Annotated in this window: 14 protein-coding genes; 10 read left to right on the plus strand and 4 right to left on the minus strand. The window is 59.7% G+C overall.

What is annotated here, in order from left to right; genetic code table 11:
- Window positions 1-40: 40 nt before the first annotated feature.
- Window positions 41-700 carry a scavenger receptor class F, member 2 gene (locus AC2FHW_RS05695; protein WP_271948520.1) on the minus strand — a complete coding sequence of 220 codons (660 nt, stop codon included), beginning with the start codon at window positions 698-700 and terminating at the stop codon, window positions 41-43.
- A 40-nt stretch (window positions 701-740) separates the two neighbouring features.
- Here AC2FHW_RS05695 and AC2FHW_RS05700 point away from each other — a divergent pair, with 40 nt between their 5' ends.
- From AC2FHW_RS05700 to AC2FHW_RS05725, 6 genes are all read left to right on the plus strand, one after another.
- A complete protein-coding gene (locus tag AC2FHW_RS05700) occupies window positions 741-1,505 on the plus strand; it encodes a uracil-DNA glycosylase (RefSeq protein WP_271948670.1) in 765 nt (254 codons plus the stop codon).
- Window positions 1,505-2,101, plus strand: coding sequence for a metallophosphoesterase family protein (locus AC2FHW_RS05705; protein WP_496821578.1), 597 nt, complete (start codon window positions 1,505-1,507; stop codon window positions 2,099-2,101). The genes AC2FHW_RS05700 and AC2FHW_RS05705 overlap by 1 nt, the downstream gene beginning before the upstream one ends.
- Window positions 2,101-2,721, plus strand: coding sequence for a LysE family translocator (locus tag AC2FHW_RS05710; RefSeq protein WP_496821580.1), 621 nt, complete (start codon window positions 2,101-2,103; stop codon window positions 2,719-2,721). Before AC2FHW_RS05705 ends, AC2FHW_RS05710 begins: the two co-directional genes overlap by 1 nt.
- Window positions 2,722-2,727: 6 nt before the next feature.
- On the plus strand, window positions 2,728-3,270 hold the full coding sequence (gene moaB / locus AC2FHW_RS05715) for a molybdenum cofactor biosynthesis protein B (protein ID WP_496676662.1): 543 nt from the start codon (window positions 2,728-2,730) through the stop codon (window positions 3,268-3,270).
- Between the two features lie 104 nt (window positions 3,271-3,374).
- Complete coding sequence (locus tag AC2FHW_RS05720; protein ID WP_281972583.1) at window positions 3,375-4,829, plus strand: efflux RND transporter periplasmic adaptor subunit; 1,455 nt, start codon at window positions 3,375-3,377, stop codon at window positions 4,827-4,829.
- A 5-nt stretch (window positions 4,830-4,834) separates the two neighbouring features.
- Entirely contained in the window at window positions 4,835-8,233 is a 3,399-nt protein-coding gene (locus AC2FHW_RS05725) for an efflux RND transporter permease subunit (RefSeq protein WP_496821582.1), read from the plus strand.
- On the opposite strand, the gene AC2FHW_RS05730 is transcribed toward AC2FHW_RS05725, so the two are convergent.
- Window positions 8,230-8,646, minus strand: a complete 417-nt coding sequence (locus AC2FHW_RS05730) for an NUDIX hydrolase (RefSeq protein WP_334223304.1) — start codon at window positions 8,644-8,646, stop codon at window positions 8,230-8,232. The genes AC2FHW_RS05725 and AC2FHW_RS05730 overlap by 4 nt on opposite strands.
- Window positions 8,647-8,653: 7 nt before the next feature.
- Window positions 8,654-9,466, minus strand: coding sequence for a protein-disulfide reductase DsbD domain-containing protein (locus AC2FHW_RS05735; RefSeq protein ID WP_271948512.1), 813 nt, complete (start codon window positions 9,464-9,466; stop codon window positions 8,654-8,656).
- 145 nt (window positions 9,467-9,611) lie between these two features.
- Here AC2FHW_RS05735 and AC2FHW_RS05740 point away from each other — a divergent pair, with 145 nt between their 5' ends.
- Window positions 9,612-10,166 (plus strand): YqgE/AlgH family protein, encoded by a 555-nt coding sequence (locus AC2FHW_RS05740; protein WP_142635367.1) that lies wholly within the window; start codon window positions 9,612-9,614, stop codon window positions 10,164-10,166.
- On the opposite strand, the gene AC2FHW_RS05745 is transcribed toward AC2FHW_RS05740, so the two are convergent.
- Complete coding sequence (locus AC2FHW_RS05745) at window positions 10,167-11,117, minus strand: L-threonylcarbamoyladenylate synthase (protein ID WP_142635369.1); 951 nt, start codon at window positions 11,115-11,117, stop codon at window positions 10,167-10,169.
- Window positions 11,118-11,255: 138 nt separating this feature from the next.
- On the opposite strand from AC2FHW_RS05745, the gene AC2FHW_RS05750 reads away from it, so the two are divergent.
- The 3 genes from AC2FHW_RS05750 to AC2FHW_RS05760 are packed head-to-tail and all read left to right on the plus strand — an operon-like array spanning window position 11,256 to window position 14,463.
- Window positions 11,256-12,962, plus strand: a complete 1,707-nt coding sequence (locus tag AC2FHW_RS05750; protein WP_496821584.1) for an acyl-CoA dehydrogenase — start codon at window positions 11,256-11,258, stop codon at window positions 12,960-12,962.
- Window positions 12,962-14,008 carry an MBL fold metallo-hydrolase gene (locus tag AC2FHW_RS05755; RefSeq protein ID WP_142635372.1) on the plus strand — a complete coding sequence of 349 codons (1,047 nt, stop codon included), beginning with the start codon at window positions 12,962-12,964 and terminating at the stop codon, window positions 14,006-14,008. The genes AC2FHW_RS05750 and AC2FHW_RS05755 overlap by 1 nt, the downstream gene beginning before the upstream one ends.
- A gap of 5 nt (window positions 14,009-14,013) precedes the next feature.
- Window positions 14,014-14,463 carry a DUF6173 family protein gene (locus AC2FHW_RS05760; protein WP_496785877.1) on the plus strand — a complete coding sequence of 150 codons (450 nt, stop codon included), beginning with the start codon at window positions 14,014-14,016 and terminating at the stop codon, window positions 14,461-14,463.
- Window positions 14,464-14,467 lie beyond the last annotated feature (4 nt).

A 14,467-nucleotide genomic window follows, 5' to 3' on the forward strand; every position in this document is an offset into this window, starting at 1 on the left:
AGAAAGCCGCGCCGCGCAAGGCAACCTTGGGATCAAGGCGTTAGGGCAGTTTCTCACACCCACCCTCGGGCAAGCACTGTTCGCCGGGTTTGCACCATTTGCCATAGCCGCAGTCGATCGCCTTAACCGGCACACATCCTTGGTGGTTCGAACATTTGAATCCAGGGCGGCATTGTGATCCGGTTTTCTCGCACAAGAACCAACCGGGCTGTGCGCATCCTCCGCCTGGCAGGCAGGATGATCCGGCCGCACAGGTCAAGCCGTCGTCACAGGTGATGGGGCTGCCGCTGGTGGCTGAATCCGGGTCGAATTCGGGGGTGTTTCGCTGGCATTCCCCGCGCGCGTTGCAAAAGCTGTCGCCGGGGCAGTCCAGACGCGTGGTGCATGCGTTGGCTCCTTTGGGTGCGCAGCGTAGACCGCCTGCCACGCAGCGCTCGAACGGGCCGCAGCTGCGGCCGCCGCCGCAATAGGTGCCGCCCAGCGGGATGCAATGATTGTCGAAACTGCATCTTTGCCCACCGGAACAGCACCGACTGCCACAGGCGAACTGCCCCGCGCGGCACTGATCGTTTCGATCAAACAGCTGCGCCGAAATAGGCCCGCTGACCAAGGCCAGAAGCGCCCAAATTGAGAGGAATCGAAACAGGATCAGCATGATTGCCCCAATGGTCGGTGCGACCGAGCGCGCAATCAAGGCCAATTCGCTTTCCCTCGGTCAAAAGGAGGTTAGATTGAGTGTTATGGAATCGGCTTTGGACTTTCACACAGCGCGGGCTCTGCTGGACTGGCAGATTGAACTGGGCGCGACGGATGCGATCGGGGATATCCCGGTGAACCGCTATACGTTGCCCGACACAGCGCCCAAATCCAAAAAGCCCACAGCGGTACAAACGGCGCCGGAAAAGCCCAAGCCGGTCGATGCGTTGGCGATTGCCGATTCAGTCGCCAAGACAGCTGGTTCGCTGGACCAGTTGCGCGCTGCGATGGATGCGTTTGATCATTGCGAGTTGAAACGTGGCGCGCGCCAGTTGGTGTTTGCCGACGGGACGCCGGGTGCGCGGGTGATGATTATAGGCGAAGCTCCGGGCCGGGATGAAGATCGCGAGGGCAAGCCCTTTGTTGGCCGGGCCGGGCAGTTGCTGGACAGGATGTTGTCCGCGATTGAGCTGAACCGTGCCGAAAACGTCTATATCACCAATGTCCTGCCCTGGCGGCCCCCGCAGAACCGGGATCCCAAGCCCGAAGAGATCGGCATGATGAAGCCGTTTCTGGAGCGCCACGTCGCATTGGCCAAGCCCGAGGTTCTGGTCGTGATGGGCAATATCAGCTGTCAGGCGGTGCTGGGCAAACGCGGTATAACTCGGTTGCGCGGCCAGTGGGATCAGGCTTGGGGGCTGCCGGTCATCCCGATGTTTCACCCTGCTTACTTGCTGCGGCAACAGCCAATGAAACGGCAGGCCTGGGCAGATCTGTTGGAGTTGAAGGCCTGGCTGGAGGGCAAGTGATGCGCGTCCTGGCCTTTTCCGACCTGCATATGGCGCGCAGCCGGGCGGTCGAATTGGTTGCCGCCAGCGCCGAGGCAGATCTGGTGATCGGTGCTGGTGATTTCTGCAATATGCGGCAAGGGCTGGATCAGGCGATGGAGATGCTTGCAGGCATTTCGGCCCCTCTGGTCCTAACCCCCGGCAATGCCGAAAGCGTCCAAGAGCTGACAGCGGCTGTGCCCGAAGGTGTCCACGTGCTGCACGGCACCGGGATGACTGTGGACGGGGTGCGCCTGTTTGGTCTGGGATATGGTGTGCCCGTGACGCCTTTTGGCGGTTGGTCCTGCGATCTGACCGAGGCCGAGGCCGCCGAGTTGCTGGATCGGTGCGACGCTGCCGATATTCTGATTACGCATTCTCCGCCCAAAGGGCATGGCGATGTCACGTCAATGGGCGGCGCCGTCGGTTCGGTCGCGGTGCGCGACGCGATCGAGCGGGTGCAGCCGCAGCTTTCTCTGCATGGCCATATCCATGACAGCTGGGGGTATCGCGGGGCAATCGGGCGCACCCAGGTGGCCAATCTGGGGCCCAGACCAAATTGGTTTGAGCTGCATTGATGATCGAAACTGTAACCCTTCTGGCGTTTATCCCGGCTGCGCTCGCTCTGAACCTCACACCCGGAGCTGATATGATGTTCTGCTTTGGGCAGGGCCTGCGCAAAGGCGCACGGCCCGCGCTTGTGGCCAGCGCCGGTATTTCTGCAGGGTCGATGGTGCATGTCCTGCTGGCTGGGCTTGGGTTTGGCGCGGCGGTATCGACGCTGCCCTGGCTGTTTGATGTGATCCGTTGGTTGGGGGTGGCCTATCTGCTTTATCTGGCCTGGCGTTCGATCCAAAACGGTGCTGTGCCGGCCGAGGCACCGGCACATAGCGGGAAACTTGCGTTTCGTGATGGGCTGCTGGTCAATCTCACCAATCCAAAGGTCATCCTGTTCGTGCTGGCCTTCATCCCGCAATTTGTGGACCCGACCTTGGGGCCAATCTTGCCGCAGTTCCTGACCCTTGGCCTTATCATCGCGGTGGGCGGCTTTGTGGTGAACGGGATGGTCGGCATGTTTGCCGGTGGCGCGGGCCGAGTCTTGGTCTCGAACCCGCGTGCCTCGCGTTTCATGGGCTGGGTGACCGGAGGGATTTTTACGGCGCTCGCCATTCGGCTTGCGATTATGGAAAGGGCCTGACGTCATATGTCACGCATCGACGAAAGCAAAAAAATCATTCCAGTTCGGATCGCCGTCCTCACTGTCTCGGATACGCGGACGCTGCCCGAGGACCGATCGGGACAGACTTTGGTGGATCGGATTCAGGCGGCGGGCCATTTGGTCGCGGACCGCAAGATCCTTCCGGATGAGCGCGCCCAGATTGTAGAACAGCTGCGCGTGTGGATCGCAGATCCTGAAATAGATGCCGTCATCTCGACCGGGGGTACCGGCCTGACAGGGCGCGACGTTACAGTCGAGGCGCATCGGGATGTCTACGAGAAGGAAATCGACGCATTCGGTACGGTTTTTACAATCCTGTCGATGCAAAAGATCGGCACCTCTGCCGTCCAGTCGCGCGCCACAGGTGGCGTCGCCGGGGGCACCTATCTGTTTGCATTGCCCGGCAGCCCCGGTGCCTGCAAGGATGCCTGGGATGGAATATTGCTAAAACAGTTCGATTATCGTCACCGGCCCTGCAATTTCGTGGAAATTATGCCCAGATTGGACGAACATCTGCGACGGAAGTAAGCTGGTTACACGTTCAAATGTGTATTACCGCTTTGTGGCTTGGCATTTTTCGGGGCAAAGCTACCTTCTGAAATGCCAGCCTGATGCGAACGGGGTGATAGTAAATGCGCTTTCTGAGGCAGAGCCTTGCCGGAGTTTTCCTGACGTCCTTGACGTTGGCACTCTTGTTTGTGGCGGTTCAGATGATCGCGGGTGCAGTGCAGGATGTTCTGACGCGCGAGGATGCCGCTCCGCAGGCGCGGGAGCGCATTTTTGCGGTTACTGTCCGGCATGCCGAAGTGGAAACCGTAACGCCTTATCTTGAAGCATTTGGTGAAGTGCAAAGCCGCCGCCGCCTGGAACTGCGTGCAGCGCTTGGTGGCCGTGTGATAACCTTGTCCGAAGATTTCGAAGATGGCGGTGCTGTCACTGCAGGAGAGGTTCTGGTCGAGCTTGATCCGGCGGATGCACAATCGGCGCTGGATCGCGCCAAGTCGGACCTGCTGGATGCCCAGTTTGAGGAACGCGATGCCGAACGGTCGCTGCTGCTGGCGCAGGATGAGCTGAACTCGGCCGAGGCGCAGGCCGAATTGCGGGGCCGTGCCCTGCAGCGCCAAAAAGACTTGAAAAGCCGGGGAGTGGGCGCGGCGGCATCCGTGGAAGAGGCGGAACTGGCCGAGGCATCGGCACAGCAATCTGTTTTGGCCCGGAGGATCGCGCTGGCACAGGCGGAATCGCGCGTCGATCAGGCAACGACTTTGCTGGCCCGCGCCCGTATCGCGCTTGCCGCTGCCGAACGTGATTTGGAAGACATGACCATCCACGCTCGGTTTGGGGGAACATTGACCGACGTGACTTTGGTTGAGGGTCGCCTCGTGTCAGCCAACGAAAAACTGGCCGAATTGGTTGATCCTAAAGCACTTGAGGTGGCATTTCGCGTCTCGACCGCGCAATTCGTGCGCCTGCTGGATGCTGAAGGGGATCTGATCAATTCTCCGGTCACTGTATCGCTCGAGGTCACAGGAGCAGATCTTGCGGCACAGGGCCGCATAAGCCGCGATAGCGGCTCGGCCGGAGAAGGGCAAACTGGTCGCCTGCTTTATGCCTTGCTCGAGGATACTTCGGGATTCAAGCCCGGTGATTTCGTGACAGTCTCGGTTCAGGAACAGCCGCTTGAGAACGTGGTGCGCCTGCCGTCCTCGGTTCTGGATTCAGCAGGGACGGTTCTGATTCTGGGCAAGGATGACCGGCTTGAGGTTCTACCAGTGCAGTTGATCCGCCGTCAGGGTGATGAGGTGCTGCTGCGCGGGCGGGGGTTGGAAAGTCGCGAGGTTGTCATTGGTCGAACGCCTCTGCTTGGGGCCGGTGTCCGGGTCAGGCCGCTGCGGGATGAGGCCAACGCAGGGGGCCAGACGGATATGGTCGAGCTGTCCGAGGAACAGCGTGCCCAGCTGGTGGCGCAGGTCGAAGCCAGTGATGCATTGCCTCAAGATGTCAAAGCCCGCGTGCTGGGCCAACTGGGCGAAGCCAAGGTTCCCGCGTCGTTGGTGCGCAGCATCGAAAACCGAGCCGGAGGTTAGGCGCGATGATGCGCGAAATTCCCGGCGCGGCTGGGGGGATACTCAGCTATTTCACGCGCCACAGGACGGTCGCCAACCTGCTGCTGCTAGTTATGCTGGTGCTGGGCGCGGCGGCCATCCCGAATATGCGGGCGCAGTTCTTTCCCGATGTGATCCTTGAACGGGTGGATGTCAGCGTTAGCTGGGATGGAGCTGGTCCTGAAGATGTCGATAATGGCATCGTTCAGTTGTTGGAGCCGGCCCTTCTGGCCGTTGAAGGCGTGTCCAGCACCTCTTCGACTTCGCGCGAGGGCACAGCCCAGATCCGGATGGAGTTCGAGCCGAACTGGGATATGTCTCGCGCGGTCGAAGAGGTCAGAACAGCGGTCGACAGTGTCACCAACCTGCCAGACGACGCTGATGAGCCGACCATCCGACGCGGTGCCTGGCGCGATCGCGTCACGGATGTTGTCGTCACCGGCCCTGTCGATCCTGAACAGCTGGCCAAGTTCACCGATGAGCTGATCAACCGTTTGTTCGCTGTTGGCGTGACCCGCACCACGATCCGGGGCCTTGCCGCGCCGCGCATCGTGGTCGAGGTGCCCACCGCGCAGTTGATCGCCAATGACATCACCCTGTCCGAGATCGCATTGGCCATCGCAGCCGAGGTCAACGCCAATCCGGCGGGCGATGTGACAGGGGCCAATGCGCGCATTCGCACCGGCACCGAAAAGCGCAGCCCGGAAGAGATCGAAGGGATTACGCTGCGCAATTTCACCGATGGCTCAAAGCTGTTGATCGGTGACGTGGCGCAGATCCAGATTGAAGGTGTCACCAGAAATCGTAGCTATTTTGTTGGCAAGAATCCGGCAATGTCCGTTCGTGTGGATCGGTCAAATCTGGGGGACGCGATTGAAATTCAACACACGGTCGAAGATGTCGTCTCGCAGATGCAAGCCAGCCTGCCCGAGGGCGTAAAGGCCGAGCTGATCCGGACACGGGCGCAAGCGATCACCGACCGGCTGGATATTCTGGTCGATAACGGGTTGGTTGGGCTGGGTCTTGTGGTCTGCCTGCTGTTTCTGTTTCTGAATGCGCGGATTGCCTTTTGGGTTGCCGCGGGTATCCCGGTGGCAATGTCGGCGGCGATTGCGTTCATGTATATTGGCGGCCTGTCGATCAACATGGTGTCGTTGTTCGGCCTGATTATCACTCTGGGTATCGTCGTGGATGACGCCATCGTTGTGGGTGAACATGCCGATTTTCGCGCGCGACGGCTGGGTGAGCCGCCAATGGTGGCCGCCGAACGCGCCGCACGTCGCATGGCGATGCCGGTCTTTGCTGCGACGCTGACCACGGTTATTGCCTTTTTTGGTCTGACTGCGATTGGTGGACGTTTCGGAGAGTTAATCCGCGATATCCCCTTCACGGTGATAGCGGTATTGATCGCCTCGCTGATCGAATGCTTTCTGATCCTGCCCAACCATATGGCCCACGCGATTGCGCACTCTGCCAAGGAACATTGGTATGATCTGCCGAACCGTGTGGTGAACAAGGGGTTTCGCTGGGTGCGCGATACGCTGTTCCGACCGCTGATCGCCTGGGTAATCTGGGCACGCTATGTGGTGGTGTCGGCGATGATCGTCATTCTGGCCAGCCAGATTTCCCTGTTCATCCGCGGGGACGTGAACTGGCGGTTTTTCAATGCGCCCGAGCGTGGATCGGTTACAGGCAATTTTATCATGGCCGAGGGCGCAGGCCGCGCGGATACGTTGGCCATGATGCACCAACTACAGGCCTCGGTAGAGGCGCTTGGCCAACGCTATGAAGAGCGGCACGGGCGCAACCCCATTGATTACGTGCTGGCCGAGATCGGGGGATCCGCGGGCCGTGCACTTTCGGCAGCGGATGGCAAGGACACGGATTTGCTGGGCGGGATTTCGATCGAGTTGATAGATGCCGACCTGCGCCCCTATTCGAGCTTCGAGTTTGTCGGAGAGTTGCAGGAAATGGCGCCAAGCCATCCCAAACTTGAGCTGCTTAGCTTCAGGGGCTGGCGGTCTGGTCCGGGAGGAGATGCGATTGACGTGCAGCTCTACGGCGCCGATGTGAACACGCTTAAAACGGCTTCCGAGGACTTGCAGGTCGCGCTTTCGAAATACCCTGAGGTTTCAGCGCTGGAAGACAATCTGGCCTATGACAAGGAAGAGTACATTTTGGATCTGACCGCGCAGGGACAGGCGCTGGGCTTTCGGATCGAAACATTGGGCCGGGTGCTGCGGGACCGTCTGAACGGGATCGAGGCCGCGACCTTCCCGGATGGCCCGCGCAGTGCCGAGATCCGGGTTGAATTGCCTGAAGGAGAACTGACCGCCGATTTCCTGGAACGCACACTGATGCGCACGCCCGATGGAGTCTATGTCCCGTTGGCCGATATCGTTTCGGTTCAGCGTAAATCCGGATTCTCGACCGTGCGGCGGGAAAACGGGCTGCGGGTGATTTCGGTCTATGGCGATATCTCCGAGGATGATCCAACACGCGCGGCCGAGATCGCCCGTGCGATGAGCGAGGAAATTCTGCCCAATATCGCAGCCACACGTCAGGTCGAGTGGACCATGGCAGGTCTGAGCGAGCAGGAAGAAGAGTTTCTGTCCGAAGCCCGTACCGGTCTGATCCTGTGCCTGACGGGCATCTATCTGGTGCTGGCCTGGGTCTTTGCCAGTTGGACCCGACCATTGGTGGTGATGGCGATCATTCCGTTTGGTTTGGTCGGAGCCATTTGGGGTCATTATATCTGGGAGGTTCCGCTCAGCATGTTCACGGTTGTTGGTCTGCTGGGGATGACCGGAATCATCATCAACGACTCGATTGTTCTGGTGACGACGATTGACGAGTATCAGCAGACTCGTGGGCTGGTGCCGTCCATCATCGAGGGGACATCGGACAGATTGCGGCCAGTGATGCTGACGACGCTGACCACGGTTCTGGGCCTGACCCCACTGTTGTACGAAGGATCGCAGCAGGCACAGTTCCTCAAACCGACCGTGATCACGCTGGTCTATGGGTTGGCGTTTGGGATGGTGCTGGTATTGCTGCTCGTTCCTGCCCTGCTGGGGATCCTGAACGATCTGTCGCGGCCAATGACGGCCATGCGTCGCGCAATTCGGGCGCCGGATCGTGTGGTGCAGGGGGCGCTTGTTGTTACCGGGTTTGCCTTGATGCTCTGGTTTGCGTTGACGATGATCTGGCCTGCGGTGACCGGGTCTCCACCGGGCCTTGTTTCGGGGCTTTATGCCGGGCCAGAGGGCCCCTCAATCCTGCGGATGGGGTTTGGAGCTTTTACTGCCGGCGCCACGGTGATTCTGGTGGTGAGCATTGTTTTGTCGGGCCTGTTGTACGCCCGTCTCAAAGGACGCACCGCCTAGCCCTGACGTAGTGCGGTTTCCAACAGGTTTGTGACCCGGTCACTCATGGGCAGTGCGCCTTGTCGGATCAAGTCCAGTGGGAACCAGCGTGCATCCATTGCGTCATCCCCCGCAACCGGTTGCCCGGTCTGATACTGGCAGGCCACGCCAACCAACAGGTAATGAGACAGAACAGCGCCCTGGGCGTCGCGGCGCAACAGGTCCAGACTGTCCAGATACCGCAACGGCTCGGCAATCACCGAGGTTTCTTCGCGCAGTTCCCGCTGTGCTGCCTGCAGGACGGTTTCGCCCCATTCCACATGGCCGCCGGGAAAGCCCCATAGCCCCTTATCCGGTTGCTTGCTGCGCTGAACCAGAAGGACGTGCCCGTCATGAATGACGACCGCAAGCGCACCGATTTTCGGAGTTTGCATCATGGGGTCAGCCAGCGCTGCACCCCAGAATGTCCACCGCGTGATTGGCACCCAGAACAGTGATCCGGATCTTTGAGCGATCCAGCGCAAACGGACCGCCCGAGGCGTTGATCACCTCGGATGTGGCGACCAGAGTACCGCCCTGCCGCTTGGTGTCGGTCTGCGAGGCCCACAGCTCGGGGTTGCCGGGCTCGATCACGGCAACCTCGCGGCCACCGGCGGAAGGCATGGTGACGCGCGCCTCGATCTGCATTCCGTCAAATGTCGGGGTCAGGTGACAACGTGAGTTCGCTACTTGGGCCTCTTTGGCGGAATATGGGCGCTTGGCCAGTGCCGCCGCGATCGCCGGGTTGCGCTCTGCTTCGGCGTTCAGGGTATGATCGAAGCCCAAACGTTCCGGGATGCAGACGTCTTTGCAGACCCCTAGATCCACCGTGCCTTTCAGCCGCACGGGTTTGGCCGGGTTCTTCGGCGAAATCTCGACCGGCAGGACCATTTGATTTTCATATCCAATCGACTGCAGGCCATTCTGGTCAAAGACATCCGGCGCGGGCCATGTGATCGACACGCTGCCGACATTGGTTGATCTTTTCCAGTCGAACTGTGGCGGAATACCCGCATCGCCCGGCGCCCGCCAATAGGTCTTCCAGCCGTCCTGCAGGGTCACCCGCAGCGCCCCAAGATAGGCTCCATTTGCTGTGCGCCCGCCGTCCAGGATATCCAATTCGGCCACCGAGCCGACCACTTGTGCAGATGCCGGTCCAATCGCGCCAACGGTCACGGCAAGGGCGGCTGCCAGAAATGTCTTGTGAATGTTCATACCCTATAAATGCGTGGTCTCGAGGCGAATTCCAAGTCACGTTCGGGTCACTCGAATGAAATCTAGCGAAATCGCCGCTCGTCCCTTGCCAATACCGGGACTGCGGGGGCATTGTTGATGGGAGCTCAGCAAGAGATGTCGTCTTATGGATCTGACCGGTAAACTGTTGATTGCGATGCCTGGGATGGGCGATCCGCGTTTCGATCATTCGGTTGTCTATATTTGCAGCCATGGCGACGATGGCGCGATGGGTCTGATCATCAACAAACCTTCGGATTTACGTATAAAGACGCTGCTGGGTCAGTTGAACATCGCTTGCCGTATCCCGATCGTGGGTGAGCGTCTGGTGCATTTCGGCGGCCCGGTCGAGATGTCGCGCGGATTCGTCCTGCACAGCGCCGATTATGACGCGAACCTCCATTCCCTGCAGATTTCGGACGATTTCAGCATGACTGCAACGTTGGACGTGCTTGAAGACCTGGCCTCGGGGCAAGGGCCGCTGAATTCTATGCTGACGCTAGGGTATTCAGGCTGGGGACCCGGGCAGCTTGAGGATGAGATCGCGATGAACGGATGGCTCACAACCGAGGCGGATTCGAAGCTGGTGTTCGATGTCCCCGATGATCAGAAATGGGAGGCGGCGCTGGCAACGCTGGGCGTCGATCCTCTGACTCTGTCGGCCAGTGCAGGGCGCGCCTGATCAACTGTCACGCGGTGCTGCAGCCCGGCGCAACCGGTCGTTGATAGCGGCGCCCAATCCGTGGTCCGGAATAGGGGACACGGCAATCGGGCGTCCGGTGCTGTTGAGCTTGTGCAAAGCGGCAAAAAGATTGGCCGCTGCCTCGGTCAGGTTACCATCAGCGGACAGGTTCAGGTCGCATTCGACCGGTCCAAATCCCAAGAGAATCTCGTCACCATGTGTAGTCTGCGCGTTCAACCGGACCGCCACGTCCGGGGCGTAATGCGACAGCATCTGTCCGGGTGCTGTTAGCGTGTCGCCCGATTGGTGTAGATGCAATGCCGTGCCGAGAGCTGCCTCGATCTGGTCCAAAGCCACCCCTCCGGGGCGTAGCAAAGCGGATTCTCCAGCGAGGCCGACAATGGTGGATTCCAGCCCGACACCGCAGGGACCGTCATCCAGAATGGCAGCGATGCGCCCGTCCAGACCGGCGCGGACATGCGCGGCTGTTGTCGGGCTGATCTGTCCCGAAGGGTTGGCCGAGGGCGCAGCGACCGGCCCGTCGAACATCTCGAGAATAGCCCGGGCAGAAGGATGCGCAGGCACCCGAACTGCCAATGTATCCAGCCCGGCAGTGACAAGCGACGATACACCGTGCCCTTCCCGCAGCGGCAGAACCAGAGTCAGCGGGCCGGGCCAGAACGCCTGTGCCAACGCCTCGGCCTGATCTGACCATTCAACAAACCTGCGCGCGGACTCTACCGATGCGACATGCGCAATCAGAGGGTTGAAACTGGGTCGGCCCTTGGCGGCATAGATGCTGGCGACAGCCTCTCCGTTGCGGGCATCCCCACCCAGCCCATAGACTGTTTCAGTCGGGAAAGCGACCAGCTGTCCCTGCCTCAAAAGATCCGCAGCCTGAGCAATTCCCGCCGGGTCGGCTGACAGTTCGAGTGTACCGTTAGAGATCATTGTGAGTGACGCCGCGTTTTGATTGCTTGTAGCATAAGGATGGGTACGTAATCGTTCAAACCCAGATGAATAACGGCGAGTCAGCGGATTTCCAACCCCGGCGTCGCGGACCGTTCAAGACAGCCCCGAGGTAATATTATGCCCTATCGCGCACCAGTTGCAGATTACGAATTTCTGTTCCGCCATGCGGTTGATTTTGATCGTATTGCAGCGACCGACAAGTTCGCGGAAGCAAGCGAAGACGTCGTCAGCGCCATCCTGACCGAGGCTGGAAAACTCTGCGAAGAGGTCATGGCGCCGCTTCAGCGGAACGGAGACCTAGAGCCCGCGCGTCTGGAAAACGGCGTGTTGCGTACCTCGCCAGGATTTAGCGACGGTTGGAACGCTATAGCTGAGGGGGGCTGGATCGGCATGAGCGCTGATCCCGAATATGGCGGTATGGGGCTGCCGATGACCTTGACCACTGCCGTCAACGAGATGATGTCTGCGGCCTGCCTGTCACTGCAACTGGCGCCGCTGATGACGCAGGGCCAGATCGAAGCACTGGAGCACCACGCAAGTGATGAGCTGAAGAACCTATACCTGCCCAAAATGATCGCTGGTGAATGGTCGGGCACGATGAACCTGACCGAGCCTCAGGCCGGATCGGATGTGGGTGCGCTGACGTCGAAGGCAGAATCGAATGGAGATGGCACCTATTCGGTGTCTGGTCAGAAGATTTTCATTTCCTGGGGTGACAACGATTTTGCTGAAAACGTATGCCATCTGGTGTTGGCACGCCTGCCCGATGCAGTTCCCGGAACCAAGGGAATATCGCTGTTTCTGGTGCCCAAGTTCCTGCCGGACGAGAATGGCAATCCAGGTGTGGCAAATGACCTGAAAGTGGTTTCGCTCGAGCACAAGATGGGCCTGCATGGTTCGCCAACTTGCGTGATGCAGTATGATGGCGCCAAAGGTTGGCTTGTGGGTAAGGAACATGGCGGAATGGCTGCGATGTTCACCATGATGAACAACGCGCGACTGGGCGTCGGAGGACAGGGTATCGGTGCCGCCGAAGGCGCCTATCAGCAGGCCCTGGAATATGCGCTTGAGCGGAAGCAAGGCAAGACACCTTCGGGCACAATCCTCGATCACGCCGATGTACGCCGGATGCTGATGAGTATGCGTGCGGATACTTTTGCTGCGCGTGCGATCATGCTTGCAAACGCAGCCGCGATCGATATGGCCAATGCAACAGGCGACGCGGACTGGGTTTCGCGCGCGGCCTTGTTGACGCCGATAAACAAGGCCTTCGGTACCGAAACCGGTATGCGGGTTTCGGAAGAAGGCGTGCAGGTCCATGGCGGTATGGGCTTTATCGAGGAGACCGGCGCGGCACAGTTCTATCGCGACGTCCGTGTGACCGCGATTTACGAGGGCACCAACGGCATTCAGGCCATGGACCTTGTCGCACGCAAGATGATGGATGGCGGCGAAGCGGCGTCCCGTTTGCTGGACGAAATCGAGGATCACGCCGAACGCGCGCGTGGGTCGATGCCGGAACTGGCGGGTCCTGTCTGGGAGGCCACGGAAAGCCTGCGTGAAACGACCGAGTGGTTGATATCGCAGTCCGACGTGAACACGCGATTTGCCGGCGCCGTGCCCTATCTGAAGGCATTCGCCCGCGTTTTGGGCGGTCACTATCACCTCAAGGCGGCCCTGGCCGAGCCAAACGGCACCCGTTTCAAGCTGGCACGCTTTTATATCAATGCGCTGTTGCCTGAGTTTTCGGGGCTTTTGGTTCAGGCGCAGAACGGTGCAGATGACGTCTTTGCTCTCAGCGCCGAGGAAATGGTAGCTGCCTGATGGACGGTGATACACATTTGACGATCCGCTATCCTTGGCCCGAGGCTCCGGCCCTGGGCGAGGCCGTTGAAATTGCCGAAGGCGTGCTTTGGATGCGGTTGCCGCTGCCTATGGCGCTGGATCACGTCAATATCTATGCGCTGGATGATGGCGACGGATGGACGGTGATCGACACTGGCATGTCCTCGAACAAGACGCGCCGTATTTGGGCGGACCTGATGGCGGGACCGCTGGGGGGCAAACCCGTGACGCGCGTGGTGGTGACCCATCACCATCCCGATCACGTTGGCAATGCCGGTTGGTTTCAATCTGAACACGGGGCCGAGCTGGTCACGTCGCGTACTGCATGGCTGTTTGCACGGATGCTGACGCTGGATGTGCAGGAAAACTGGCCGCAGGAAACGCTGGATTACTACCGAAGCGCCGGGATGGATGCCGATTTCCTTGCCAAAAGGATGACAGAACGGCCCTTCAATTTCTGCGACACGGTCTATCCGATGCCGCTGGGCTTTACTCGGATCAAACAGGGCAGTGTCATTCGTATGGGTGGGCGCGACTGGGATGTTCATATGGGCAATGGCCACGCTCCCGAACATGCAACTTTTTGGAGCCGTGACGATAATCTGGTGATCACGGGCGACCAGGTTCTCAGCTCGATCAGCCCCAATCTGGGCGTCTATGTTACCGAGCCCATGGCGGATCCCGTGGCGGAGTGGATGGAAGCCTGCGAGCGCCTGCAAGACCTGGCGCGCCCGGATCATATGGCGCTGGGCGGGCACAAACTGCCCTTTACCGGCCTGCCGGTCAGGATGAGGCAGTTGATCGACAACCACCACAGCGCGCTGGACCGTCTGCAGAATTATCTGGACCAGCCCAAAACCGCTGCTGAGTGCTTTGTGCCCTTGTTCAAACGCCAGATCGGTGAAGGAGAGTATGGGCTTGCTCTGGTCGAAGCAGTTGCACATCTGAACCATCTCTACCACATTGGTGCTGTTACCCGAACGCGGCGCGCGGACGGGGCGTGGGAGTTTCAGCGCAAAGGGTAGAAGGCATGGACAAGATCGAAACCTCAGCCGAGGCAGCGGAATCAGCAGCATTGCCCCGATGTTACGAGGTGCATGCCAACCCGGATGCGAAATCCGGCACCAAGGACCTGCCCGGCCAGTTGCAAAAGCCCGTAGCCACCAAAAGCTCGGCGCAATGGGCCTATGAACGGTTGATCCTGTATATCCAGAATTTCGAGAATACGCTGGATGCGGATCATGAGGTCGCCATGGGATTTACTGGCGGTGATGCCGGGGTAATGCGGATCGAAGGGATGGGCTATTTCGACCCTGATATCATCACTTTTTACGGCGCAGATGGGTCCGGGGCGCGAACCCAACTCGTGCAGCATGTCAGCCAGTTGAATGTAATGCTGCGAGCGCTGCCCAAGTCGGTCGAGGATAAGCCCGCCAATCGCATCGGATTCCGACTGGCGGCTGATCTGGAAGAAAACTGATAGC

The organism is Ruegeria sp. YTSA108 (assembly GCF_059610185.1).

Bases quoted from the DNA above. Each gene is read 5' to 3' on its own strand.
- AC2FHW_RS05700 (WP_271948670.1), top strand. From the start codon at position 741: ATGGAATCGGCTTTGGACTTTCACACAGCGCGGGCTCTGCTGGACTGG.
- AC2FHW_RS05705 (WP_496821578.1), top strand. From the start codon at position 1,505: ATGCGCGTCCTGGCCTTTTCCGACCTGCATATGGCGCGCAGCCGGGCG.
- AC2FHW_RS05710 (WP_496821580.1), top strand. From the start codon at position 2,101: ATGATCGAAACTGTAACCCTTCTGGCGTTTATCCCGGCTGCGCTCGCT.
- moaB (WP_496676662.1), top strand. From the start codon at position 2,728: ATGTCACGCATCGACGAAAGCAAAAAAATCATTCCAGTTCGGATCGCC.
- AC2FHW_RS05720 (WP_281972583.1), top strand. From the start codon at position 3,375: ATGCGCTTTCTGAGGCAGAGCCTTGCCGGAGTTTTCCTGACGTCCTTG.
- AC2FHW_RS05725 (WP_496821582.1), top strand. From the start codon at position 4,835: ATGATGCGCGAAATTCCCGGCGCGGCTGGGGGGATACTCAGCTATTTC.
- AC2FHW_RS05730 (WP_334223304.1), bottom strand. From the start codon at position 8,646: ATGCAAACTCCGAAAATCGGTGCGCTTGCGGTCGTCATTCATGACGGG.
- AC2FHW_RS05735 (WP_271948512.1), bottom strand. From the start codon at position 9,466: ATGAACATTCACAAGACATTTCTGGCAGCCGCCCTTGCCGTGACCGTT.
- AC2FHW_RS05740 (WP_142635367.1), top strand. From the start codon at position 9,612: ATGGATCTGACCGGTAAACTGTTGATTGCGATGCCTGGGATGGGCGAT.
- AC2FHW_RS05745 (WP_142635369.1), bottom strand. From the start codon at position 11,117: ATGATCTCTAACGGTACACTCGAACTGTCAGCCGACCCGGCGGGAATT.
- AC2FHW_RS05750 (WP_496821584.1), top strand. From the start codon at position 11,256: ATGCCCTATCGCGCACCAGTTGCAGATTACGAATTTCTGTTCCGCCAT.
- AC2FHW_RS05755 (WP_142635372.1), top strand. From the start codon at position 12,962: ATGGACGGTGATACACATTTGACGATCCGCTATCCTTGGCCCGAGGCT.
- AC2FHW_RS05760 (WP_496785877.1), top strand. From the start codon at position 14,014: ATGGACAAGATCGAAACCTCAGCCGAGGCAGCGGAATCAGCAGCATTG.